This is a genomic window from Lentisphaera profundi (assembly GCF_028728065.1).
GTDB classification, from domain to species: Bacteria; Verrucomicrobiota; Lentisphaeria; order Lentisphaerales; family Lentisphaeraceae; genus Lentisphaera; species Lentisphaera profundi.
This window is the reverse complement of sequence record NZ_CP117811.1, coordinates 1,676,336-1,702,322: the sequence shown is the minus strand read 5'-3', so window position 1 is coordinate 1,702,322 and position 25,987 is coordinate 1,676,336. Positions and strand designations below refer to the sequence as shown.

Below are 25,987 nucleotides of genomic sequence, written 5' to 3'. Positions count from 1 at the left end.
GTGGCCAATAAGCTTTTTATCTATAGTTGCTTCAATCTGAATACACATATTTCCCTTCCCTCGAAAATCTTAAAACAGGTGACTTCCCTCGCAACCTTATGCTGAAACTATATTATATATATCTTTATCCATAAAAAAGCGACGTTCAATACTTTTCGATTCTAAACTAGAGTGTAGATGATAGAAATCATGTGCAAGCTATGAGGAATTATTGAGAAAATATGAATAAATAGGTACAAACAAAGGAAAAGGCGCGATAAAATTGCCGAGCCCAGCTGCGCTACAAATAAGTTAAATACTAACTTGTTTAATAATCCTCTTTTTCAAAGTGAACATTAAAGCCTGTTTGCTGCTTAGCTCTTTTGTGGAGCCAGGGCAGATCAATGTGCCATGGAGATATAAAACCATCATGAATGCTGTAAGCATGGATTAGAGCTTTAATGCGTTCCTACAGAACTCACTCATTCTTCATGTACTCGTTTTCCCTAGCTCTGACGAACTAGGCTAAGTTAATGCGTACTTTCAGCACTAAAATGAATGCTGTAAGCATGGATTAGAGCTTTAATGCGTTCCTACAGAACTCACTCGTTCTTCATGTACTCGTTTTCCCTAGCTCTGACGAACTAGGCTAAGTTAATGCGTACTTTCAGCACTAAAATGAATGCTGTAAGCGTGGTTTAGAGTTTTAATGCGTTCCTACAGAACTCACGCATTCTTCATGTACTCGTTTTTCCTAGCTCTGACGAACTAGGCTAAGTTAATGCGTACTTTCAGCACTAAAATGAATGCTGTAAGCATGGATTAGAGCTTTAATGCGTTCCTACAGAACTCACTCATTCTTCATGTACTCGTTTTCCTAGCTCTGACGAACTAGGCTAAGTTAATGCGTACTTTCAGCACTAAAATGAATGCTGTAAGCATGTGTTAGAGCTTTAATACGTTCCTACAGAACTCACTCATTCTTCATGTACTCGTTTTCCCTAGCGCTGACGAACTAGGCTAAGTTAATGCGTACTTTCAGCACTAAAATGAATGCTGTAAGCATGGATTAGAGCTTTAATGCGTTCCTACAGAACTCACTCATTCTTCATGTACTCGTTTTTCCTAGCTCTGACGAACTAGGCTAAGTTAATGCGTACTTTCAGCACTAAAAAGTAAATCTAATTCCTTGTCCGACTAATAGAGCAAGAATAATTTGATCACTTTTTTATATACTTTTAGGCGGGGGTAATAATTCTAAAAAAGAGGCGTCTTTCTTTTTGAATTCTTCGATATTTTTAGCGCGTAGTTTTTTGAGTAAAGTTTTGTACTCTGGATTGACGGCGAGGTTATTGAGTTCTTCGGGGTCTTTTTCGAGGTCATAGAGTTCCTCAATGACATTATCTTTAAAATGACGAATGTATTTATATTTGCCGTCGCGCATCATCATCCAAGCATAGAGTCCTCGGCGTTTGAAGGCATCATAGTTTTTCTTTTTCAGTTCGTCATTAATCATCTGGCCATATTGGTAAGTGGTATTGATGAGCAGCATCGGAGACTCGAGCTTATGTTCTGGCTCTTTCAGCAAAGGCATGAGACTTCGTCCGTGCATCTTCCATTCAGTTTGCACAGTAGATAAGTCATGGATTGTACTGACTATATCAACGCCATTCACGGCTTCTGAGCTAATTGTACCCGCTTGAGTTAAGCCTGGTGCTTTGATGATTAAGGGGGCGCGAATATTGGCGTCATAGGGCAACCACTTTTCTTTGGAGCCGTGCTGACCCCAAGCAAAGCCTTGATCAGAGGTGAAGATAACAATAGTGTTTTCTAGCTGCCCACTTTCTTTGAGTGCCTGCATAAGTTTTCCCACACCATCATCCAAAGATTTTACGGCTCTGTGATATTTTTTAACTTGTTTATCAAAGCCTTTTGGCACTCCATCTTCACCTTTTTTCCAACGAGTCATATTTTTCAAATGTTCAGGTTTAGTGGGGCGAGGTCCAAAAACATCTGAGGGGACATCAACTTTCACATCAGTATAAATATCTTTGTGGCGATCGGCTGGAGTGTAAGGCCCATGGACACCGCCATAACATAGCCACAAATACCAAGGCTTTGGGGAGTCTTTTTTATCTTCGATATAATCTACAGCTAATTCTGTGTAGCGGTCTGTGCTATAGCCTCCCAGAGCTTTGCGTTCACCACCATTAGTGCGAACCAAGGTGTTGTGAAAGTAGGCGGATATATTCTTTCTAGGACCACCACGATCCCAAATGACGGAGTAATCCCAGTCGCGACCATGGCCCACATCTTCACCGAGGTGCCATTTGCCGATACAGGCAGTTTCGTAGCCATTTTTTCTTAAGACAGCAGGGAAAAAAGGAAGCTTTTTTGGGTCATAGCTAGCCATGGGGTACTTAGTGATTTTAAAACTATTGGCCGCATGTTGAAGCAAGCCGGTAAGTGCACTGAGTCGTGAAGGCTGACACCAGGTTCCCGTGTAGCAATGAGTGAAGCTCATGCCAGATTCTGCTAACTTATCAATATGGGGAGTTTGTACCCAATCATGAGCCTCTTCATAAGAAGATACCGAGCGATGACTTTGGTCATCAGTAAAGATGTAGAGGATATTTGGCTTTTTATCGGCGGCAAAAAGGGGTAGCAAGGAGAGCAGAGGGAGGAGGCTATAAAAATAGTATTTCAGTAGTTTATTCATAAGGATCTTTTGTTGTGCGTTTAAGTGTGTTAGAGGAGGTTTTGTGCGTAACAGGGGGCTACGCGATCCAGTTGGAGATAAATTTTTATGCGATTAAGCAGAATAAAGGGCATGATGCTTCGCATATGAGGGTGACTCTGTCCCCCTCAAACACCCCCTGCAAGGAATTGCCATTCCTTGACCAGGCGATTAGGGGCTGTGCCCCGCTTTATGGGTAATCGTGAAGTTTTATGCAGGCAAGATGCCTGCGCTCCCAGGTATTATAGTTCTTTTAATGAGAGGATTTCGAACTCTATTTTTTGGTGAACGCCAGGATGAAGCTGAAGGCCAATGGGGCCACTTTCTTTTAGTTTTACGGCATCATAATTGACTGTCTGAGTTCCATTGAGGGTGACTTGGATATTTTTGCCTTTCACAGTGATTTTCATTTCGTTCCATTCACCGAGTTTGTGAAGTTCTTTGACTTGATCACTAGCTGCAGGATACTTTCCTTTTTTGTCCACGGGCGCATATATACAGGCAGTGAGGTCTTTTTTTAGTGAGCGCGAAACACCAATTTGGACCTGATGGCTCGGGCCGCGGAGAAAGACGCCTGAGTCATAGTCTTTTGACTCAGTTTTGAATTTGACCACCAGTTCGTAATCAGAGAATTTTTTAGAGGTCCAGAGAACCGATTTTTTCTTATCAGCATTTTCACCGATGATGACTTTGTCTTGAGTCGACCAATAAGATTTCTTCGTTTTTTCTTGCCATTCTTGGCCCGCATTTTCTAGTGCGAATGCAGATGAGCATAGAGTGAAGAGAGTGAGAAATAATTTTTTCATATTATATCCTTTATTTTATTAAAGTCCTGATGGATGATTTTTTTGCGAGGATCGCAAGGTGTGAATGTGTTTACTGTGCCATACGGCGTCTTTGTTTTTCCTTTGTTCTTTGAGCCAGTTGAGTGCTGCATGAGAGATTATTTCGTGACCACCCTGAAAGATATTGATTCTTGCGTGGAGACTTTCTTGGCGATAAATCAGATGTTTTTTACCATATAAAGGATCAGCTTGAGGCGCTTTAAGTTCTACAGGTAATGATTGAGTTCGATAAAATTTCTCGATGATAGCTTCAGGGATTTTTTCTTTATCGGGAACGACTTGATTAAAGGCATACAATGAATGAGTAAAAGGTACGCTGCCACCTTTGTGTCCATCGCTAATGCCCGCACTAATATCGATATTGACTTTCTTGGCTAAGTGTAAATAACTTAGAGGCGAACGTAAGCGAGCTTGCTCATGAGCGCTTGCATCATTATCAGGTTTGCCACCCGCAACTTTCTCGATATTACGAGCATATTTGGATTTTTGTTTATTTTTTTGAGCCCACCATGCGTTGAGATCAGAAATGGGAACCCAAGCAGAAACACCTGCCCAGATTTGCGGAGCACGACCCGCTAGAAGCAAGGCTGCGTGACCACCGCCAGAACTTCCGATTAAGTAAATCCTATCCGAATCTACTAGAGAATCATGTTGCATGTATTTGACGGCATCTATTATATCTTGCACAGCTTTTTCCGATCCACAGGCATCTGGATTTGAGTTAGCTCCGCGAAAATTGGGATGTATGAAATTCCAGTCATTCTCATGGCACCACTGTAGAGCATCGTTTTGCCATCCTGTTTGTCTATAGTTGCCTGACCATGAATGTAGAGCGACTAATAAAGGACGTTTTTTTTGAGCTTTGGCTTTGTAGATCATCATAGCTTGTAAGCTCTGATCGATGCTAGTCTTATACTTAATATCCTGAGCATAAGTCGGCCATTTCTCTCGAGACAAAAGGTCTTGCGGCAGAAGTATTAATAAGATAGCTATGAGGAAAAAAAATTTCATTTTTGCTTCGCTTCTTTGTACCAAGCATGATAAGATTTTTTCATGGCTTGGAGCTTTTCTGGATATTGAGATGCAAGGTCATGAGCCTCATTTTGATCTTTAGACATATCAAAGAGTTCCCAATTCTTATTCCAGAAAACAGCTTTCCAGTTTTTGTCACGGATGGCACCGCCTCTTTGCCATTGCCAGAAGAGTGACTTGCTCCGCTTTATTTCTTTTCCTTTAAATGTGGGAAGTAGACTCGTTCCCTGCATGGGAGTGACATCTGTTGGATAAGTCGCTGCTGTCAGTTCGACATAAGTACTCATGATATCGATGAAGTGTACAGGCTCACGATTGAAAGTTCCGGGTGAAGATATTTTTCCCGGCCAGTGAACGATAAAAGGAGTGCGAATGCCCCCTTCGTGGGAATAGTTTTTCCAATTGCGAAGAGGAGTATTTTGAACCGACGCCCAGGACTTGCCTACGGTCTCATAACTTGCGACAGTTCCGAAGTCTTCGAGCTTAGTGGATTGAGTTTTAGCACCGCTACCTTCTGAGCAGGCACCGTTATCTGAAGCAAACATGATGAGAGTATTTTTGTACTTTCCTAAAGCTTTAAGTTTGGAAATGACTTTGCCCACATTGTGATCAAGCTGCTCAATCATGGCGGCATAAATTTCCATGCGACGTTTTTCTTTTTCGAGTTCAATGCCTTTGTTTTGAGTCCAATTTTTCCCTGGCCATTTTGCCAGAGGACTCTTATGGGGATCAATAATTCCCATTTCCACCATACGATTATAACGTTCATTCTGAATGACTTCGTAGCCTCGATCATATTTGCCTTTCTGTTTAGCGATATCTTCTGGCCAAGCATGAAGAGGGTAATGAGGTGCAGTGTAAGAAAGGTAGAGAAAGAATGGTTGAGAATCAAGTTCTTTTTCATCGAGCCATTCTAAGGCTTTATGGGTAAAAGCATCTGTTACATGGAAATTGCGATCTTCGGGAGTGTAGTTGGGGATAGTTTTTTCGTCATCACACCAATAACGAGTGCGACCCTTATTACCGGGTGTAGCTTCGCCTGAACGTTGCTTCCCAGGATTCCACATATTTGAGGCACCATCTCTGAGGCCATAGTAATGATCAAAGCCTCGTTCGTAAAGATTTTCAGTACCATGATGTTTGCCGGCAGCAAGAGTACGATAGCCAGCCGTTTTGAGAACTTCACCTAGAGTGACCGCATTTAGCATGGCAGCATGTTTTTTATCCATGCCAGATTGTTGAGCGTAGACACCGGTGAGTAAACAAGCACGCGAAGGGAAGCACTTAGATGTATTATACATTTGCGTATAGCGCAATCCATTTTGAGCTAGTGAATCAATATTCGGTGTAGAGATTTCACTTCCATAACATCCGAGATCTGAATAGCCCATATCATCAACGAGGATAAAAACGATGTTGGGTTTTTCTGCGGAAAAAAGATTTAAAAAGATGAAGAAAGAAAGGAAAATGAACTTCATGAGGGACCTTAATATTTAATTGTATTAGATTCTATAGTCTCATCTTTAAATATTCATGAGCCAAATTACGAAAAAAAAGTTCAAAACACGAAATTAATAGAGTTAATATATCAAAAACGCAACTGAGAAGGCCTTCTAATAAAGGACGTTTTTTTCATTTTTGCTTAGCTTCTTTGTACCAAGCATGATAAGATTTTTTCATGGCTTCGAGCTTTTCTGGATATTGAGATGCGAGGTTATTGGATTCATTTTGATCTTTAGACATATCAAAGAGTTCCCACTGATTACTCCAGTAAACGGCTTTCCAGTTTTGATCTCGTACACCACCACCTCTTAGCCATTGCCAAAACAAGGGCTGAGTTCGTTGAAGGCTTTTATTTTGAAGGGCGGGTAAAAGACTGATGCCTTGCATAGGGGTGATATTGGAAGGGTATTGAGCTTGAGTTAGATCAACATAAGTGGCCATGATATCAATAAAATGACTAGGCTCGCGATTGAAAGTTCCGGGGGAAGATATTTTTCCCGGCCAGTGAACGATAAAGGGAGTGCGAATACCCCCTTCGTGGGAATAGTGTTTCCAATTGCGTAAGGGAGTATTTTGAACTGTCGCCCAGGACTTGCCTACGGTCTCATAACTTGCGACAGTTCCGAAGTCTTCGAGCTTAGTGGATTGAGTTTTAGCACCGCTACGGCCTGACCAGGCACCGTTATCTGAAGCAAACATGATGAGAGTATTTTTGTACTTAGCTAAAGCTTTAAGTTTGGAAATGACTTTGCCCACATTGTGATCAAGCTGCTCAATCATGGCGGCATAAATTTCCATGCGGCGTTTTTCTTTTTCAAGTTCCACACCTTTGTTTTGAGTCCAATTTTTCCCCGGCCATTTTGCCAGAGGACTCTTATGGGGATCAATGACGCCCATTTTCACCATGCGTTGATAACGTTCATTCTGAATGACTTCATAACCTCGATCATATTTGCCTTTCTGTTTAGCGATATCTTCTGGCCAAGCGTGAAGGGGGTAGTGGGGCGCAGTGTAAGAAAGGTAGAGAAAGAATGGTTGAGAATCAAGTTCTTTTTCATCGAGCCATTCTAGGGCTTTATGGGTAAAAGCATCTGTCGCATGAAAGTTTTTGTCTTCGGGAGTGTAGGGCGCATAAGTTTTTTCATCATCACACCAATAGCGATTTAGACCCTTATTTCCTGGAGAGGCTTCACCGTCTCGTTTATTGCCGGGGTTCCACATGTTTGAAGCTCCATCGCGTAAACCGTAGTAATGATCAAAGCCACGTTCAAAAAGATTTTCGGTACCATGATGTTTGCCTGAAGCCAATGTGCGATAGCCAGCCGTTTTGAGAACTTCACCTAGAGTGACCGCATTTAGCATGGCAGCATGTTTTTTATCCATGCCCGATTGTTGAGCGTAGACACCGGTGAGTAAACAAGCACGCGAAGGGAAGCACTTAGAGGTATTATACATTTGAGTGAAACGCAAACCATTTTCAGCTAGTGAATCAATATTCGGTGTAGAGATTTCACTTCCATAACATCCGAGATCTGAATAGCCCATATCATCAACGAGGATAAAAACGATATTGGGTTTTTCTGCGGAAAAAAGATTTAAAAAGATGAAGAAAGAAAGGAAAATGAACTTCATGAGGGACCTTAATATTTAATTGTATTAGATTCTATAGTCTCATCTTTAAATATTCATGAGCCAAATTACGAAAAAAAAGTTCAAAATACGAAATAAAGATGATTAGTACATGAAAAACGCAACTGAGAAGGCCTTCTAATAAAAATCTATTTTAGATTCCCCTAAGTGAAGGGATAAAAATTTAAGGGGATATCGTCAACAGCTTGATAAGTTTATTTTGTAATGTGCAAGTAGTATTTCTATGATGAGAATATTCATAAGTACTAAATTTAATAGAATTCTGACCATTCATATTATTTGCAGCATATATTGTAGCCATATTTGGAATGAATAAGCTTACGGACAGAGATAAATGACTTGGGTTATATTAAGTGAATTGCAATTTAGGTGGATTTTTAAGGTTGGTGACCCCGATATTTGGAGTTGGCTTATTACCTTGGCTTACTTTCTGTGTTTTTATATAAATCTAAAAGCTCTCGCAAAAATCAAGAACAGTTTTCCCAAAAAGAGTGCACTATTATATCAGTTAAGTACAGGGATGTTATTTTTTCTGGGCTTAAATAAACAGCTTGATTTTCAAATTCTCTTAAACGATATCGGATCTAACTTCATTCGCTTATTTGAACTCAGGCAATTTAAAACTCAAATGGTCCTTATTGTTATGGTTTTGTGGATAATGATGTTTATCGTTATTGTAAAAAAGATGATCTCAAAGAAGGATCGATGGGTCTATTTTAATAGATATCTATTTATTGGTTTTGTTCTTTCACTTAGTTTTATGATACTTAAGATTATTTCAATTTATCACTTAGTACCGGAGCGATTTTATTTTATAGATATCCCCTATTTTTTAAAAACGCTTGAAAGTTTTTCGATTATTTTAATTTTTGTGGGTTTTATAAAAAGTATGAAAGATGATGGCTCAGGCCTTCGTAAGGCTGAATAGCTATCAGCTTCATCATTGTTGTGTGATCTATTAGGGCTTGATGCCTTATTGAGTATGGCGCAATAGAGATCATACAAAGCTTGATCAGACGAACTTGAATAAAAACATACTGGTACTAACCTAGATATATATAAACATATAAAGAGGCCGTTTTAAAATGGAAGTTGTGAGCGAGAAGAGTGAAAGCGGCATAGATGAAGTTCTTGAGTCAGTTCATTACAATACCAAAGACGAAGATAGAATTAGCTTTGCCAATAAATGTGCTTACAGTAGTGGTATCATTGTAAATAATTTACTAGGTACAGCCATCGGGGCGATGATGATTGTCTTTAATTTGGGCTTGGGTATGGATCCCTTTAAAGCAGGTTTATTGGCGGCCTTACCGCGTTTGTGCGATGCCTTTACCGATCCCTTGATGGGTTATATAAGTGATAACTTTAGTTCGAAATGGGGACGCCGACGTCCCTTTATATTTTTCGGTTCAATCGCCACGGGCTTATTATTTATGCTCTTGTGGCGTCTTCCTGTGGATCAGGGCTTGGATTATGTATGGTGGTACTTTTTAATTGGCTCGGTTATTTTTTATGGGGCCTATACTATTTTTGCGACTCCCTTAGTAGCGCTCGGTTATGAAATGACACCGGATTATCACGAACGTACGCGATTGATGGGATTTACGAGTGTAGCAGGTAATTTAGTTTATTTTGCCACTCCATGGTTTTTCTCTTTCATGAAAAATGATCAATGGTTTGATACCATGGCTGATGCCGCCTTTGTTTTGGGCTTAATCATTGGTGGAATAACAATTGTTTTGGGTCTGATACCAGCTATTTTTTTAAAAGAGAGGAAGGTGGAATTTATCGAGCCATGCTCGAAAGAAAAAACGAGTCTTTTAAAAGTCCTTAGCGGATTTTTTAAAGGTTTTATTTCGACACTGAAGTTTCGCCCTTTTTTACTCTTGTGCATGGCTGCTTTTTTAATTTTCAACAGCTTCATGCTGATAATGAGTTTCCAAACCTATATTGCGACTTATTACCTATTTGCAGGGGATATGAAACAAGGAGCCTATTACATGGGGATGATCGGTGTGATCACCACGGTATCTACCTATATCGTGATTCTTTTTGCGACATGGATGGCGACTAAGGTAGGCAAGAGAAAAGCGTTTTTTATCTGCATGAGCTGTTCTGTTGTGGGTTATATTCTAAGATGGTTTTGTTATTCAAAAAACATGCCTTGGTTAATGTTTTTACCCGCCCCCTTAGTAGCTTTTGGTATGGGCTCACTATTCACCCTGATTAATTCAATGGTAGCAGATGTCTGTGATTTAGATGAATTGCAATCCTATGAACGCCGAGAAGGAATGTTTGGCTCTATTTTTTGGTGGGTGATCAAACTGGGTTTAGCCTTAGCACTTGCCCTTTCAGGCATGCTTTTAAATATCAGTGGATTCGACGTAGAATTGGGAGCCAATCAAAGTGATCGGGCTTTGTTTTTATTGCGTATCTTTGATGTCGCAATTCCCTTAGTGGCCACAATTATAGCTATTTGGGCAATCTGGTCTTATAAAATCACAGAGCAGAAGGCTCATGATATTCGTGCGCAGTTAGAAAAGCGCCGAGCCTTAAAAGCATCGTAAATTGATGAGAGACTTAAAAGTCTAGTATAGACTTTTACACGATTAACGAGAGAAAGGGTATGATGCTTTGCATACGAGAGGGACGCTGTCCCCCTCGAGCTCCCCCAGCAAGGATTTGCCAATCCTTGACCAGGCGATTAAGGGGAGTTGCCCCTTTTATATGGATAAGCGTGAGATTTCAATACTACTTTAAGTAGTTAAATCACAAAAAGTATACTGGAGTGATGGTTTTTGGCATACAAAAGTATACTAGGGCTGGCAGTGTGAGGGTGATCAGTTATCTTAAGGAAAATAATCTAGGATGAAAAATCATGAGTAAAGATAGTGAATTAGCCCGTGGACGTGGTAAGAAAACATTTTTATATAGGCAGTTTGCCGATATCATTCGCAAAGAAATAGAAGATGGTAAATACTTGCCTGGTGAACGCTTGCCATCGATGGATGATTTATCAGTACGCTATAACCTTAATAAAATCACTGTACGACGCTCTCTTCAAGAATTGGCAGATGCAGGATTACTCTATTCAGTTCCAGCGCAGGGCACTTTTGTTTCCGAATTTAGCGGAGCAACAAAACTATCAGAGACTGCACAATCTTCTGATATCCTCAATATAGGTCTCATTTCTAATGTACTTATTCCTGGATCGACGGGGCCCTATCACATGTCAGTTTTAGAGGGGATCCGCTCAGAAATTGGTCGTCATGATGCCAACTTTATTTTATTGCCTGCACCGGGGAGTCGCGAGCGTAAAGAAATCTTGAAAATGATTCATGGAGCTAATTTATCTGGTGTTATTTATATGGGTCCAGTTCCTCAGTCATTCTTGGAGCAACTTATCAAAGATGGCCCACCCTCGATTGTCGTGGATTATCATTTTCATGGATTAGCAGCGGATGTAGTACAAGCCGATAATCGTGAAGGTGGTTTTATTGCTTTGAAGGCACTAATTGATAAAGGTTGTAAGAAAATTGCCATTATTGCTGGTGATAGAGAACAGTCGGCAACTCATGATCGCCTCGATGGAGTTAAAGCGGCATTAAATGCTTTTGGTATTGGAGTAGATACTGTGCCAGTTGAGTACTCAGATTTTCAGATTAACGGTGGTTATGAAGCCATGTCTAAGCTTGCATCAGATATGCCTGATGGTGTTTTTTGTATGAATGATGAGATGGCCTTGGGTGCTTGCCGTTTCTTGAAAGAATCATTAGGTGATAACTTTATTGATAAGGTTTCGGTCGTGGGCTTCGATGATATCAATTGGGCGCCCTTAGTTCATCCAGCTTTGAGTACCGTATCAATTGATAAAGAAGCGATGGGACGAATCATTGCTAAAAGATTATTTGAGCGTATTGAAAATCCTGAAATACCTAGGTGTGTAACGTTGATGCCACCATCGTTTATTTCACGAGAAACGCTATAAAAATGATTTAAAGAAGATTGACTTAGTCGATTATTCCGAGTGAATACAGCTTTGTCTTCATGACCAGGATAATTCAGTGCTTAGCCATTAACCGAGTTGTTCTTCGAGCTCGGCAATTTCCTTGGCAATTCTATTAATAACGCGTTTTTTATAGACGCATACGGTGTTATAGGGGATAGCCATTTGTTCTGCGATTTGATGCATGTCGACGCCCTTTGAAATGAGTTCAAAACATTGGCAGAGGGTATCATTAAGATGAGGTTTAATGTTTTCCCAAGCTTTTTCGGCAATGAATTTTTTCCATTCGGCGAGGCTTATAGCTTCGATTTCGGCCGGTACTTTTTGGTCAGATTCTTCGTTGACAAAGACTTGTGAGTGACGATTATGAATTCTGAAATAAGATCGTGCGACATTACTGGTCACGAGACTAAGCCAAGAACGGAATTTTCCGCGGCCACGATCGTAGTCAAATTCGGGAAGGGCTTTCCAGGCTTTGATGAGTACATCTTGAACCAAATCGCTCTGATCAGCTTGAGGTACACTCATTTTGATTAGGATGGACCAGATGAAGCCTTGATAAATACTATTGAACTCTTGCCAAGCCTGGTCGTCGTGACTATTCTTGAGTTTATGCAGCAAGGTTTCGCGGGTATTGTAGTTTTGAGGCATGGACAATCCTTGTTTGAAAATGACAACTTATCTATATTAAACTTAACTTACTTGTAGTTCAAGTACTAACACAATGATGACGACTTTTGAGTCGCCTGGGAATATAGTTTCATGAATTCAGATCTTTTAGATGAGATATATGATCAAACCGAGATTTTGCGACAAGAAGAACTTGCTTTGATGCAAGACTTGGAGCTATGTGGTGAACGTTATAAGAATTTAGAGCTCATCTGCGAAGGTGGCATGAAATACGTCTATCGTTGTCTCGATAGTCACACGGATCGCGAAGTCGTTATGGTTAAACCCAAGAGCGAGGAGATCAATGAGCTTTTTGTAAGAGAAGGCCGGCTGAATTCATTTTTACAACATCCTAATATTATGCCAGTTTACGATGTTGGATTGATTAAGGAGAATGAACCCTTCTTCACCATGAAAGAAGTTCTAGGTGAAGATATGAATAAAGTTATGACTCAAGATTACCTGCTGGCGAATATGATTGACATATTTGTGAAGATATGTGAAGGTGTGAATTATGCGCATTCACTAGGTGTGGTGCACTTAGATTTGAAACCGGCTAATATAAGAATAGGGAATTTTGGCGAGGTCGTAATCTGTGATTGGGGGATAGCAGAATTGGGGCAGGGAGTTAGCACCGCGCATGAGTGTTTTTTGGATAAGGATTTATCTAAGGTATTAAAGTATATTCGCAAAGGGACCAACGAAAATATAAAAGGTACGCCGGGTTATATAGCACCCGAACGCTTTGAAAAGCAGTCGCCTCAGGCATCTAATGATATTTATGCCTTGGCGGCCATGCTCTATGAAATACTTAGCGGTCAACGGCCGGTACAATTGCGTTCAACAAGTGAACGTAGTTTGTCTTGTCCAGATAAGCTGGGGGCAAATTTTTTGCCTCATGGACTTGTGGCTATTTGCAATAAGGGCCTTTCTTCACAAGCTAGTCAACGTTACTTGAGCATGTCTGAAATGCTGGAGGATCTCAAACGTTATGTACAAGGTTATGCTACAAATGCTGAGAAGGCATCTTTGTTACGGTTATTAAAGCTCATGTATTTACGAAATAAGAGTTTTTGCCTTTTACTGTTTAGCTCATTGAGCTGTTTGGCGATGTTAATCTTGTACTCAGTTATTCAAATAGAAGAAAGTCGTCAGCTAGCCGTTCAAGAAAAGGAGAGTGCAGTAAGAGCTCGTAAGCAAGTTGAACGGCTCAATAAAAACCTTCAAGAGAAAGAACTTGCGCGTCAAGAATTATTAAAATTAGAATCTAAGCGGCAGCTGATGATTGCCTATAATAGCCTCGCTAAAAAAGATTTTTCGGAGATGAACAAGGCCTTTAGTGTGGCTCGTCAATTTGACCCAAATAGCTCCGGAGTTCTTTATTTTCAGGGAAGACTGTACATAGCAGAAAGGAACTGGGCGGAAGCGACGAGCACCTTTCAAAAAATGAAGCACGAAAAAGCGATGAGTTTAGTTAAGGTTTTACAAGGCTTAGATATTTTAGAGTTATTGCAACACATGGATGAAATTGTAAGCCATCTGGATTATGCCTTTAGCGAATATTTACTCTTAAGCCTTATGAAAAATGAAATAACATTAGAAGAGAGAGTTCAGTGTTACCGTTGGTATTTAAAAGTATCTCACCGCGGCTTAGCTCATTTACCTAATTTGAAAGTGAATACTTATAAAACAGGCAAGGAAGTGATTTTACGCGATGAATTGGGGATAAAAAATCCAGGGCCCTTATACTTGCTGAAGCCATTAAAAGTCGATTTGTTTAATAGTGGTATTATTTACCCTGAGAGTTTAAATATTTGCTCTTCACTAGAAGAGCTTTCCTTGCAAAAAACGGGAGTTTTGGGTGCGGGGAATTTACAGATGAAAAATTTAAAGAAACTCAATATAAGTCAAACAAGTAGCAATGACTCCTATCAGTTTATGGGAATGCCTAATCTAGAGGAATTGGATATATCGAGTACACGTATACACAATATGTTGGGCTTTAAAGAACTCAAAAAACTTAAACTTTTGATCATTGATGCCAGTCAGGAAACAGATATAAAAAGAGATCTACCTAAACTTCAGTATAAAATTAAAAATATTCCGTGAATTTTTGTAGACTTAGGATGGCTAATTGTGTGTTTTTCTAAAAAAATGCAAAAAGATTATGAAATTTGTCAGTTCTTCTTTTTTCTTGCGTAATAAACTATGAAGATATATTTTAATTATAGACCATTGAGGCTCGTAATGAAAAAGTTTACATTAATAGAACTACTTGTTGTTATAGCAATTATAGGAATTTTAGCATCACTCTTGTTGCCGGTGTTAGGAAAGGCGCGTCAGGCGGCTCAGAAAACTGTCTGTGTAAATAATATGAAGCAACTTTCTGTGGCTATGTATATCTACAGCGATGATAATGATAATAAAGTTATCACTGCGGCTGTAAGTGGAAGTATTACTTATTCGAAGCAGCTGAGCGAAGATTATGGTATGAATGATAGGGTTTTTGCCTGTGCATTAGATGATGTTGTTAGGAATAATGATAGGGCTACACGTAGCTATTCACTGAACACAGGGAGCTCCAGTACTTTTACTGGAGCAGATACGCCAGAGACTGATGCTGACTGTGATGGACCCAGTCGCATGGCGGCTTACAATAATATTGGCTACAATGAAATTGCCTCGGATACCTTACTATTAACTGAGTTATGGGAAAATATTAATTATGCCCATGGTTGGGCTCGAGCAGATATGACTTGGGCTTATTGGAGTTATCTCAGCAACTGGACAGATCGTATCAATGATCTGCATGATGGTCGCCCTAATTATTTATTATTAGATGGTAGCGTCGGTAGTCGTGTTCATACCAGTTATGTACAAGCCATGTTTACACGCGATGGTGAGGACTAAAAAGCTTCCAGTAATGCTTAATACAGAAATGTGTACGTAGAGGTTTTTGTATTTTTTAAAATGAAATAAAATGGAATAAATAAATGAAAAGAATTCAATGGGCCTTAGTGGCCTTTTTTGCTTTGCTACCATTAACAGCCAGCGAATATGTGACATTAAAAAACCTTGGCTATTACTCAAAAACAGATCAAGCCAATGATGCTTATGTAAAAGAGCGTTGTGTTTTGGACCTTTATTACCCTAAAGGCCATAAGAACTTTGCTACCGTCGTTTGGTTTCATGGAGGTGGCTTAACTAGTGGTAAAAAGCAATTGCCAAAAGGTTTGCAAGACAAAGGGATTGCCTTGGTATCGGTAAATTATCGTTTAAGCCCCAAAGTTAAGGTTCGCCAATGCCTAGAAGATGCGGCCGCCGCAGTTGCGTGGACTTTTAATAATATTGAAAAATACGGCGGTTCAAAACGTTTGATTATCCTTTCCGGTCATTCAGCAGGAGGCTATTTAGCCAGTATGATTGGTATGGATAAATCATGGTTGAAAAAACACTCAGTCGATAGTGATAAAATTGCAGGCCTCATCCCTTTGAGTGGGCATACGATTACTCATTTTACGGTGCGTAAAGAAATGGGGATTCCTGGTGAACAGCCAATAATCGATAAAATGGCACCGCTTTTTTATGTGCGTAAAGAAGCGCCTCCCTTGTTGCTGATTACAGGTGATCGCGAACTTGAAATGTTGGGACGTTATGAAGAGAATGCCTATATGTACCGCATGATGAAAGTAGCGGGGCACAAGTATACACGAATACTGGAGTTAGATGGTTATGGGCATGGCATTGTAGAGCCTTCATTGCCCTTGATCCTTAAGCAAGTGAAAGTTTTGTCAGATAGAACTCTCAAATAAAAACACGCTTTTTGTCAGTTTTAAGTTTTCCTTGCGTAATCAATAACAAGAGGTGAAACTAAGTGGTTTCATGAAAACTAAAAAGGATAAAAAATGAAGTATTTACTATTGTTTATAATGATGAGTTTCAATCTCGTAGCAGAGGGCGGTTTAGCTCCCTACAAAAAGGCCAAGCATACGGTAGTGAAGGTTTTAGCTAAGAACTCGAGCATTTATAAAATGAGTCAAAAATTAGCTATAGAGAAACATCTCAAAGCCCTTGAATTATGGAAGGAAATTGCAGTAGAAGACAGTCATTTTAGAATGATGCTGGCGCAACGTAATGAACTCGCGGGAAACAAAGAAAAAGAAGCATTGAAGCGCTTTTATCTTATCGAGAATGAACTCGAGTACTACTTGATTAATGAAGTTAAAAATGATTCGCGTTTTAGTGAGTCCTATGACCAATGGGCTAAGGCTCAAGCAAAATTGAATGATTTTCGTTTGTCAAAAATCAAAGGATCAGATCATCAGGATTTACTAGAGGCGTATAAAATCATGGATACATTTCGTGCGAGTGAACTTTAATTAAAGGCCAAGGGAGATTGCGGTATATGAAGCAGTTTAAATTCATACTTTTAGGATTATTTTCCTTATTGAGTTGCCAATGCGATTTTGAGAAAAATAGCAAGCAAGAACAGGCCCATAACTCAAGTGTTATCAGTGATGTCCCCATTTTGATGAATCGCCTTGATTTACCCATGGCATCACAAAAAACACTCGTGGCTCATTTTATGACTGGAGATATAGATTATGATTTTGGTGGTCGACCGGGTGGTTTGAGCCGTAATCTCGATTGGTATAAACACGATGGTGAATTTAGTGAATTAGGCGGAGTCAATCAAGTAGCGCCGATGGATATGTTTTTGTACAAAAGAGGTGAGCGTAGTTTAGATGAAGTGGTGAGTCAGGAATTACGGGCGGCAAGTGTGGCGGGGATTGAGGCCTTTCACTTTTATTATCCAGAAGTGAATCACAAGGGTTTTATGGCTGATTATAATGCCGTAGTAGAGAGCTTTTTCAGGGTCGCATCAAAAACTTATCCTCATTTTAAGTTCACTCTATGTTTATCCAATGCAAATGAAGGTTTGGAAGAGGATAAAATTGAACGCTGGTCAGAGTCAATCCGCAATCTAGTAGAGAGTGTACGTAGCTATGATCACTGGCTCAAAACTCCGGATGGTCGCACTATCTTTTATCTCTGGAATAACGATGCTCTCGCGGATGATATGAATCACAAACCTTGGTCAATTGATCAATTTCCCGACCGTATAAAAAGCGTTGCAGAGGCTCATGAAAAACTCGCTCAAGCTATAGGTTTGGAAATTGCCTATATGTATGATTTGCGATTCCCCGCTAATCATGACTTGAGTGCGAAGGTTTTGGAATATTTTCCAGGTGTGTGGACTTGGACGGATAGCACGAAACATCTCAATGATTTTCGTCGTATCAATAAGCTCTGTCGTGTTAAAAAGCGAGATTTTTGTCTGACGGTTTATCCTGATTACTATACCAGTAAACTTTATTGGAAGGATTCCTCGAAAGGGCACAGTATGCTTTCTTATAAAGATTTAAAGACTGTAAAGGTAGATGCAGTAGAACGCCATTACCAAAACTGTGCTCTATCGCTACTTTATCGAGAGCTATTTGAATTTGCACTAGCTGAAGATCTACAATGGATTAGTCTAGCCACATGGAATGATTTTCCCGAAGGTCATCACATTGCCCCAGAAATCAATCATAATTTTGTGCCGATGGTGTTGATGGAGTACTACTGCAATCAATGGAAAGATAAAGAACTAGAGATCAAGGAATCAATTTCAGTTTTTTACAAAAAATACCGCCATGATATAGTGCCAAAATACGATGTAAAAATCCATACAAAAGAGAGGATTGGCGAAGAGCAACTAGAAGATTTTATTGAGGTAGTAAGTATTCTAGATAAGCCTGGGGAGATTTATATTAATGGGAAATTCGCCGGTGAAATTGCTACAGGACTTCAGACCGTCAAGCTTCCATCGGAAGTAGGGCCAGTTTCAGTTGAACTTAGGCGCGGGAGTAAGCCAATCTTAAGCTTAGCACCGCCTCAGAAAATTCATGAACAGCCCTATAGGACGGATCGACTTACTTATATGTATTCGAGTCGTTTCGATGAATATTTTGAAAAAATATTTGGAACCGAGAAGAGTCTTCCAGATTTTTTAAAATCTGGAAATACTAAGTAAAAAGTATCCTGGATAATTTTTGACTATAATGACTCTCTCATTTGGCGAATAAGCTGCTTTTGATAAGAGGCTTAGGATTTCTGAATGATTAGTTTCCTAAGAATTCTAGTACACTAAAGCTATTAAAACCCAGTGATTTTTCATATAAACCATCATACTGACTTGATAAAAACATACTAGATATGATATAGTATTAAAATATTATTTTAATCTTTAGGTTATTTATGAGTTTTTTATTAAGTAGTAAAAGAGAATTACAGACCCAGATATCTCAAATGACTCTCAGAGAAAAAGTGGGACAAATGAATCAAGTTATTGTCAGTCATGAGAATATTGAGAACTTGATTGCTGGTGGTGATGTGGGTTCGGTCATTATCATTAATGAAGAAGATATTGCGCGCAGTGTGAAGCAAAAAGAACTCTGTGAAAGCCATTCGGAAATACCACTTTTAGTGAGTACAGATGTTATTCATGGTTACCATACAATTTTTCCAATTCCACTAGCCTGTTCATCCACATGGAATCCAGCGCTCATTAAAGCAGTCGCTGAATTTTCGGCTTGTGAATCGAGTGCGGATTCAACGGATTGGATATTTGCTCCAATGGTTGATGTATCACGCGACCTTCGTTGGGGAAGGATTGCGGAATCATCCGGAGAAGATACTTACCTCAATAGTGTTTTTTCAGAGGCATGGGTCGAAGGTATTCAAAAAGTGGGTACAGCGGCCTGTGTGAAACATTTTGCAGGCTATGGGGCAGCAGAAGGTGGACGTGATTATAATAGTGCACAAATATCTGAGCGGGCATTGCGTGAAGTCTATCTTCCGCCTTTTAAAGCTGCTTTAGATGCGGGATGTAAAACCATCATGATGGCTTTTCAGGACCTTAATGGAATACCTGCATCAATACATCCCTTGCTCTATAAGATTTTACGTGAGGAGTGGGGCTTTGAAGGTGTGATTATCAGTGATTATAACGCGATTCTTGAATTGGTGGATCATGGTGTGGCTGAGAATCTGAAGGAAGCTGCATATTTGGCAATTCAGGCAGGTATAGATGTGGATATGATGTCTAATGCCTATAGTGATCACCTAGTGGACTTAGTGAATGAAGGTCGTGTAGAGGAGGGTCTAATTGATGCTTCTGTAGAGCGCATCCTTAAACTCAAACAGGATATATTAATCGAGAAGGTAAGTCCTTCAAAAAAAGAAGGTGAGAAACTCGCTTTACAATCGGCTCTTGAATCCTGTGTCCTACTCAAAAATGAACAAAATTCACTGCCACTAGGCAATCAAATTGAATCTATTGCTTTGATTGGAGAGCTTGCAGAAGATGCTGCGACATTGCTTGGAACTTGGAGCTTTTTGGGTCAAGCAGAAAAGACGGAATCAATTCGCAAGGCCTTAGAAATTTCCTTTTATACTACGGCAATCCTCTATGAATCGGGTGAGAATCTGGAAGAAACCCTGGCGGTAGCCTCCACTTGCGAGAAAGTGGTATTGATTATTGGTGAAGAAGCCACCATGAGTGGAGAAGCCCATTCCCGAAGTGAGCCCAATATACCACAGCAGCAAATGAAATTACTGAAGGCACTGCATGAGGGTGGCAAGGAAGTTATCGCAGTGGTTTTAAGTGGGCGTCCTTTGATATTAACCGAAGCTGAGCCCTACTGCAAAGCGATTTTATTGGCTTGGCATGGAGGCACACTTGCGGGTCGCGCCATTGCAGAGATTTTGAAAGGTGATTTCAATCCCAGTGGTCGTCTGACATGTAGTTTCCCGCGTTCAGTAGGACAGGTTCCCTTGAACTATAATCACCGAAATACGGGACGTCCTGTATTGGGGCAGGGCATTACGCAATTCTCTGAAGCGTACAAATCTAATTATATTGATCAGACAAATGAAGCTTTATATCCTTTTGGTTTTGGGCTGACTTATTCTACGGTAGAGTATTCGGATTTACAATTGAGCAAGACTCATTTAGAAAAGTCGGAGCACTTATTTATTGAAGTAAGCCTAGAGAATAAAAGTGATCGCGCTTGTAGTGAAATAGTCCAGCTTTATATACGAGATTTAGTGGCTCAGACCGCACGTCCAGTGAAAGAGCTGAAGGCCTTTGAAAAGGTGAGTTTAGAAGCGGGAGAAAAACGTTGCGTCAGTTTAACACTTTCGATGACCGATTTGGCTTATTATAATTGGTCCAATGAACCCCAGGTAGATAGCGGTGACTTCAATATCTGGGTCGGTCCCAGTAGTAAGGCTAGTTTGCAATCTAGTTTTGCAATTGTCTAAGGAGAGAGCATGAGTTTTAGCAAAGATTTTTTATGGGGTGCCGCCACGGCATCTTACCAGATTGAAGGAGCATGGAAGGAGGGTGGTAAGGGTGAATCAATCTGGGATATGTTCTGTCGCAAGTCGGGAGCCATTAAGGAGGGAAGTGATGGCAAAGTGGCTTGTGATCATTATCATCGCATTGATGAAGATATTCGCATCATGCAAAAAATTGGCATAAAAGCTTATCGTTTATCATTGAGTTGGCCACGTATTATACCCAATGGCCGTGGAGAAGTGAATCAAGCGGGAATAGATTTTTATAGTGACTTAATCGACAAACTACTCACTGCGGGAATTGAGCCAGTAATCACCTTGTATCATTGGGATTTACCCCAGGCACTGTTCATGAAGGGCGGGTGGCTCAATCGCGATATAGCCGATGATTTTGCGGAATACGCGAAAGTCTGTGTCGAGTCTTTTGCTGATCGAATTAAGCATTGGATTACACTCAATGAGCCTCAATGTTTTATCTTTTTGGGTCATTCGGCAGGAGTACATGCCCCAGGTTTACAATTGCCTCTACGTGAATGTCTACAAGCAGGTCACCATGCCTTGCTGGCCCATGGCAAGGCTACCTTAGCGATGCGCTCCGTTTCTCAAACTATCAAAATTGCCTGTGCTCCCATGGGTTTATTTAAGTTGCCAGCTAGCGAAAGTCCCGAAGATATAGAGGCCGCTAGAAAAGCCTCTTTTCATGTGGATGGTGATCATGGTTTTTGGACTTCTTGGTGGTATGATCCCATTTACCTGGGGCATTATCCTCAGCAGGGTTTAGAAGAATTCGGTGAAGATGCGCCTAAAATTCAAGAAGGCGATATGGAGATTATTGCCACGGAGCCAGATTTTTTAGGAACTAATTTTTATATGGGAGATGAAGTTCGAGCTGAAGGTGATGCTTGGATTTTGACGCCAGAAGATCCAGAGCAAGAACGGACGGCCTTTGATTGGAAAATAACTCCAAGTTTACTTTACTGGGGGCCCCGTTTTCTCTATGAGCGTTACGGCAAAGAAGTGATGATTACAGAGAACGGTTTTTCGCAATTGGACGTGGTCAGTGAAGATGGCTGTGTACATGATTTAAAGCGCATTAATTATACTCGGAAATACCTTCAGAGTCTCGAGCGGGCTGTGAGCGAAGGTATTCCTGTGACAGGCTATATGCATTGGTCATTGATGGATAATTTCGAGTGGGGCGAAGGCTATACTCAACGCTTTGGCCTGACTTATGTTAATTATGAAACGGGTGAACGTATTATCAAAGATTCAGGTTTTTGGTATCAAAAATTAATTGCTTCAAATGGTGATCTCTTGAAGCAAGAAGACCCAAGTCTTGTATGAATAACTTGACTTTGAGAAGTGCACCGGGAGTTCAGTTATTTTCATTTCGTGACGAGATGGAAAACGACCTAGAAGGGACTCTGAAGCGCTTGAGAAAAATGGGTGTTACCAAAGTCGAAGCCTGTTTTGGGGGCGCAGATAATGAACTTATACAGCATTTGAAAGCTATGGATTTTGAGGTCCCATCGGTTCACCTAGCATTGGGCTCACGTGTAGAGATGGATAAAAATTATACCATGGCACTTGATTTAGGAGCGGACTATATTGTAACGGGTAGTTCACCCCATGGAGCCGAAGACTTCAAGGATATTGAAGCTATCAAAAAATTGGCGAAACTTTATAGCCGAGAAGCTCAAGAAGCGGCGGATCGTGGCTTGCGTTTGAGCTATCATAATCATGATTGGGAAATGAAAATAATTGAAGGGCGTTATGCCTTCGAGTATCTACTTGAAGAATGCGAGGGATCATTAGCCTGGGAATGGGATGTCTATTGGTCTCTGATCGCCGGTGCAGATTTACACGAAGTGCAGAAGATATTGGAGCCCATTTGTTCTTTACTTCATCTCAAGGATGGAAATTTAATAAAAGGTGAAAAAATGTGCGCCTTGGGCCAGGGTAACATGCCGTTTAATGAATTGGCGGACTTTATGGCTAAGTGCGAACACGTTTTTATTGAGTTGGATGAATATGAGGGCTGCTTATTTAAACTAGTTCAAGAGTCCATGGATTTTTTAGACTAAATGGCACCCGTAAATAACACAAAATCGCTATGTAATTCTTCTAAAGTTGGCTAAGGGATTCAGCTTTAGGTATCCGAGTATATATTAGTTCAAGTAAGCCTTCTCTTATATATTTTGTGATAATTCTATCTGAGGAAAAATTGTCTTTTAATTAAAACTATATAATCTTATCATAAAACACTTGTAGTAATAGTATACTACTAGTATAGTTTTCTATAAATCAAAAATATGGAATGTATATGAACCTTAATTTATTAATCTCTTTCTTTATGATAAGTACTCTATTATCTGCCAACCCTCTTCAAAAGCTCATTGATAAAGTTGCATTGAAAAAGGGGCAGCTACCTACAAGTCCTTCGAAAGTTGAATTAAAAAAGAATGAGAAAGGTGACTGGCGTCTGTATATAAATAATGTAGAGACGGCTATTCGCGGTGCAGGTGGCGTTATTCAGCCTGGTATGCTTGAGCAATTTAAACTTGCAGGTGGAAATTTTACTCGTACTTGGGGAATAGGAACTCTTGAAGATAAAGTGGCAGGCGGTGAACGCTATATTGATCGCGCTTGGCGCCTAGGGATTCACGTTGTACCAGGTCTGTGGATAGGACATGAACGCCATGGTGTTGATTATAATAATGAAGAGCAGCTTAAAAAACAAAGAGATCATGTGCGTCAATCTGTACGCAAATGGAAAAATCATCCTGCCATCGCTATGTGGGGCTTAGGCAATGAAATGGAAGACCCAGTTAAACAAACTCCAAACCCTGCTGTTATTAAAGAGCTTGAGATTCTTGCTAAGATTATCAAAGAAGAAGATCCACACCACCCTGTAATGTCGGTGATTGCAGGTTCAGGTGCAGGTAAAATAAAAAGTATTATGCAATACTACCCTAGTATAGATATACTTGGAGTGAATGCCTATGGCTCGGCGGCAGGCACTGGAGAAGCTTTAAAAGCTTTGGGCTGGACGAAACCTTTTGCGATTACGGAGTTTGGCGTACAGGGTTTTTGGGAAGTTCCCAAAACTTCTTGGGGAGCACCCATTGAGCCAAATAGTACAGAAAAATCAAAAACATATTACTCATCTCATAAGCTCGTTTTTGATATTAATGAAGGTAAAGAAATGTGCTTGGGAACCTTTGCCTTTCTCTGGGGCTGGAAGCAAGAAAAAACCTCTACGTGGTTTGGGATGTGTTTGCCAACAATGGAAAAGCTTTCTCAAGTAGATGCCATGACTAAAGCTTGGACGGGTGAATGGCCTGAAAATCGTTGCCCAAATATCAAAAGTATTTCTGCTGAGTTTGATGGTAAAGTAATTGAGGCAGGTAGAAAATATATTGCCCGTGTAGATGCTTTTGATCGCAATGAGGATTCATTGACTTATGAATGGGTAGTTACAGAAGAAGCCACAGTACAAAGTGTTGGAGGGGACAAAGAGCCAGTTCCAAAATCTCATCCAAATTTAATTTTGATTAATAATGAGAAGGATTGTGTCATGCAGAGTCCTTCTAAACCTGGTGCTTATCGCCTCTTTCTAACTATTCGTGATGGAAAAGGCGGCGCCGCTACCGCAAATATCCCTTTTAAAGTAAAATAAAAACAGGAGCAGTACTAATGAAAAAAATGATAATGACAATGTTTGCGATCTTCGCAATGCTTACAGTAAATGCCCAAGATTTTGGCGATCATAGTTCTTCAACTCTCACTTCAAAAGCCTGGGAAGCTCTCAGTAGTGGTGATCACGCTAAAGTCATGAGCTATACCAATAAATGTATTGAAATGTATTTAGCTAAAGCAAAAGAAATGCAATCAGGTCTAACAGCCATGCCTACTGGTTCACAAGAAGAAGTCTCTAAGTTTTGGGCTTTGAATGATGTGGGGACGTGCTTTTTTATACAAGGCCAATCACTCCAGAAAAACGGAGAGAAATCTGCTGCTAGTAAGGCTTTTAAAACTTTAGTTGATGAACTTAAATACGCTCAGTGCTGGGATACAAATGGATGGTTTTGGTCACCTGCGGGCGCCGCAAAAAAAACACTGGTAGAACTTGAGTTTGAAACATCAATTTAGAATTTAGTTCTTGATTCACTAAAAGGCTCGCTTAATAAGCGGGCCTTTTTTGTGGCTATGTATGGCTAAGAAAAATAAAAGATTCGTGCAGGGGTGATATCTAATGAGAATTTAGGCTAGATTTTTAGTGGATCAGCTAAAAAAATGAGGAATCAAATCCAAAAACAAATAGCATGAACTTGATTTATATACAACACAGAACTATACTAGTATATAAATAATAAGCTTGAGGTTTTCATGAAAAAATTCACGTTAATTGAACTACTAGTGGTAATTGCGATCATTGGTATCTTAGCCTCTCTTTTATTACCTAATTTAAGTCGTGCTCGTCAACAGGCTCATGCCACAGTTTGCAAAAGTAACTTAAAGCAAGTTGGTATGTCGATTCTTATGGATAATGATGAGGGCAACTTTTCTACGACCATAGATAAACTCGATAGAGACTCTGATTGGAGTAATCGCGGAAATTTGGGTAATCAAAACTCATTCTGGACTTGCCCAACGGGTGCCAGTAATGGCAAAAAAAATGGCGTTGTAACAGATGAACAGCCCATTACTTATACCTTTAGCAAAGCATTTGTACCATGGGATGACTCTTCTGGTTGGAAAGTTACAGATGCAGCATATGCAAGTGAAACAGTCTTAGGTGCTGATGGGCGTATGAATAATCACTGGGGTGCTTGGATTCAAATAGATGGCCATGATCAATTGTCAGGCTATGAATCATGGAGAGATAACCCAGGATCTTTGGATAAGGAGCAGGCTATTTATATTTCTGAATCCGATGAAGATGGGCCAGGAGCGCCTTCGGGAATTCGTTATCCTCACGTCAATGATAGTTTCTCAAATGTCGTTTTTGCAGATGGTCATGTTGAAACGATAAAACCCTTTGGTCTCAAAAAAGGAAATTTCACCGTTACTTGGTAATTTTAAGCAAGCATCACAGCAGCACTCTTTAAAATCACAGTATAAATTTTTCTACGTTCAAAAGTTCTAGCTTTGAACGTTTTT

The 25,987-nt window shown here is 40.1% G+C and carries 20 protein-coding genes; 14 read left to right on the top strand and 6 right to left on the bottom strand.

The window, feature by feature from the left end:
• Nucleotides 1-1,207: 1,207 nt before the first annotated feature.
• From PQO03_RS06680 to PQO03_RS06660, 5 genes are all read right to left on the bottom strand, one after another.
• Entirely contained in the window at nucleotides 1,208-2,698 is a 1,491-nt protein-coding gene (locus PQO03_RS06680; protein ID WP_274148926.1) for a sulfatase-like hydrolase/transferase, read from the bottom strand.
• A gap of 260 nt (nucleotides 2,699-2,958) precedes the next feature.
• Nucleotides 2,959-3,522, bottom strand: a complete 564-nt coding sequence (locus PQO03_RS06675; protein ID WP_274148924.1) for a 3-keto-disaccharide hydrolase — start codon at nucleotides 3,520-3,522, stop codon at nucleotides 2,959-2,961.
• Between the two features lie 18 nt (nucleotides 3,523-3,540).
• A complete protein-coding gene (locus PQO03_RS06670) occupies nucleotides 3,541-4,572 on the bottom strand; it encodes an alpha/beta hydrolase family protein (protein WP_274148922.1) in 1,032 nt (343 codons plus the stop codon).
• Nucleotides 4,569-6,071, bottom strand: coding sequence for an arylsulfatase (locus PQO03_RS06665; RefSeq protein ID WP_274148920.1), 1,503 nt, complete (start codon nucleotides 6,069-6,071; stop codon nucleotides 4,569-4,571). Before PQO03_RS06665 ends, PQO03_RS06670 begins: the two co-directional genes overlap by 4 nt.
• A 154-nt stretch (nucleotides 6,072-6,225) precedes the next feature.
• Nucleotides 6,226-7,728 carry an arylsulfatase gene (locus tag PQO03_RS06660; RefSeq protein ID WP_274148918.1) on the bottom strand — a complete coding sequence of 501 codons (1,503 nt, stop codon included), beginning with the start codon at nucleotides 7,726-7,728 and terminating at the stop codon, nucleotides 6,226-6,228.
• Nucleotides 7,729-8,080: 352 nt separating this feature from the next.
• Between PQO03_RS06660 and PQO03_RS06655 the strand changes: the two genes are divergently transcribed.
• From PQO03_RS06655 to PQO03_RS06645, 3 genes are all read left to right on the top strand, one after another.
• Nucleotides 8,081-8,674, top strand: a complete 594-nt coding sequence (locus PQO03_RS06655; RefSeq protein ID WP_274148916.1) for a hypothetical protein — start codon at nucleotides 8,081-8,083, stop codon at nucleotides 8,672-8,674.
• 157 nt (nucleotides 8,675-8,831) lie between these two features.
• Nucleotides 8,832-10,313 (top strand): MFS transporter, encoded by a 1,482-nt coding sequence (locus PQO03_RS06650; RefSeq protein WP_274148914.1) that lies wholly within the window; start codon nucleotides 8,832-8,834, stop codon nucleotides 10,311-10,313.
• Nucleotides 10,314-10,624: 311 nt separating this feature from the next.
• On the top strand, nucleotides 10,625-11,734 hold the full coding sequence (locus tag PQO03_RS06645) for a GntR family transcriptional regulator (RefSeq protein WP_274148912.1): 1,110 nt from the start codon (nucleotides 10,625-10,627) through the stop codon (nucleotides 11,732-11,734).
• A gap of 87 nt (nucleotides 11,735-11,821) precedes the next feature.
• Here the strand turns inward: PQO03_RS06645 and PQO03_RS06640 are convergent, their stop codons facing one another.
• Nucleotides 11,822-12,403 (bottom strand): sigma-70 family RNA polymerase sigma factor, encoded by a 582-nt coding sequence (locus PQO03_RS06640; protein ID WP_274148910.1) that lies wholly within the window; start codon nucleotides 12,401-12,403, stop codon nucleotides 11,822-11,824.
• A gap of 111 nt (nucleotides 12,404-12,514) precedes the next feature.
• On the opposite strand from PQO03_RS06640, the gene PQO03_RS06635 reads away from it, so the two are divergent.
• From PQO03_RS06635 to PQO03_RS06585, 11 genes are all read left to right on the top strand, one after another.
• Nucleotides 12,515-14,530 carry a serine/threonine-protein kinase gene (locus PQO03_RS06635; protein WP_274148908.1) on the top strand — a complete coding sequence of 672 codons (2,016 nt, stop codon included), beginning with the start codon at nucleotides 12,515-12,517 and terminating at the stop codon, nucleotides 14,528-14,530.
• Between the two features lie 138 nt (nucleotides 14,531-14,668).
• Nucleotides 14,669-15,331 carry a type II secretion system protein gene (locus PQO03_RS06630; RefSeq protein WP_274148906.1) on the top strand — a complete coding sequence of 221 codons (663 nt, stop codon included), beginning with the start codon at nucleotides 14,669-14,671 and terminating at the stop codon, nucleotides 15,329-15,331.
• An 83-nt stretch (nucleotides 15,332-15,414) separates the two neighbouring features.
• Nucleotides 15,415-16,233, top strand: coding sequence for an alpha/beta hydrolase (locus tag PQO03_RS06625; RefSeq protein ID WP_274148904.1), 819 nt, complete (start codon nucleotides 15,415-15,417; stop codon nucleotides 16,231-16,233).
• 93 nt (nucleotides 16,234-16,326) lie between these two features.
• The gene (locus tag PQO03_RS06620; protein WP_274148902.1) at nucleotides 16,327-16,800 is read left to right on the top strand and encodes a hypothetical protein; all 474 of its coding nucleotides are present in this window, start codon (nucleotides 16,327-16,329) and stop codon (nucleotides 16,798-16,800) included.
• Nucleotides 16,801-16,826: 26 nt separating this feature from the next.
• Nucleotides 16,827-18,497 (top strand): endo-1,3-alpha-glucanase family glycosylhydrolase, encoded by a 1,671-nt coding sequence (locus PQO03_RS06615; RefSeq protein ID WP_274148901.1) that lies wholly within the window; start codon nucleotides 16,827-16,829, stop codon nucleotides 18,495-18,497.
• 224 nt (nucleotides 18,498-18,721) lie between these two features.
• Entirely contained in the window at nucleotides 18,722-20,788 is a 2,067-nt protein-coding gene (locus PQO03_RS06610; protein ID WP_274148899.1) for a glycoside hydrolase family 3 N-terminal domain-containing protein, read from the top strand.
• 9 nt (nucleotides 20,789-20,797) lie between these two features.
• Nucleotides 20,798-22,168: a GH1 family beta-glucosidase gene (locus PQO03_RS06605; RefSeq protein WP_274148897.1), complete on the top strand. Its 1,371-nt coding sequence runs from the start codon at nucleotides 20,798-20,800 to the stop codon at nucleotides 22,166-22,168.
• The gene (locus PQO03_RS06600; protein ID WP_274148895.1) at nucleotides 22,165-22,908 is read left to right on the top strand and encodes a sugar phosphate isomerase/epimerase family protein; all 744 of its coding nucleotides are present in this window, start codon (nucleotides 22,165-22,167) and stop codon (nucleotides 22,906-22,908) included. The genes PQO03_RS06605 and PQO03_RS06600 overlap by 4 nt, the downstream gene beginning before the upstream one ends.
• 239 nt (nucleotides 22,909-23,147) lie before the next feature.
• Nucleotides 23,148-24,503: a glycoside hydrolase family 2 TIM barrel-domain containing protein gene (locus PQO03_RS06595; protein ID WP_274148893.1), complete on the top strand. Its 1,356-nt coding sequence runs from the start codon at nucleotides 23,148-23,150 to the stop codon at nucleotides 24,501-24,503.
• A gap of 17 nt (nucleotides 24,504-24,520) precedes the next feature.
• Nucleotides 24,521-24,976: a hypothetical protein gene (locus PQO03_RS06590; RefSeq protein WP_274148891.1), complete on the top strand. Its 456-nt coding sequence runs from the start codon at nucleotides 24,521-24,523 to the stop codon at nucleotides 24,974-24,976.
• Between the two features lie 237 nt (nucleotides 24,977-25,213).
• On the top strand, nucleotides 25,214-25,903 hold the full coding sequence (locus PQO03_RS06585; protein WP_274148889.1) for a type II secretion system protein: 690 nt from the start codon (nucleotides 25,214-25,216) through the stop codon (nucleotides 25,901-25,903).
• The last annotated feature ends 84 nt before the right edge of the window (nucleotides 25,904-25,987 follow it).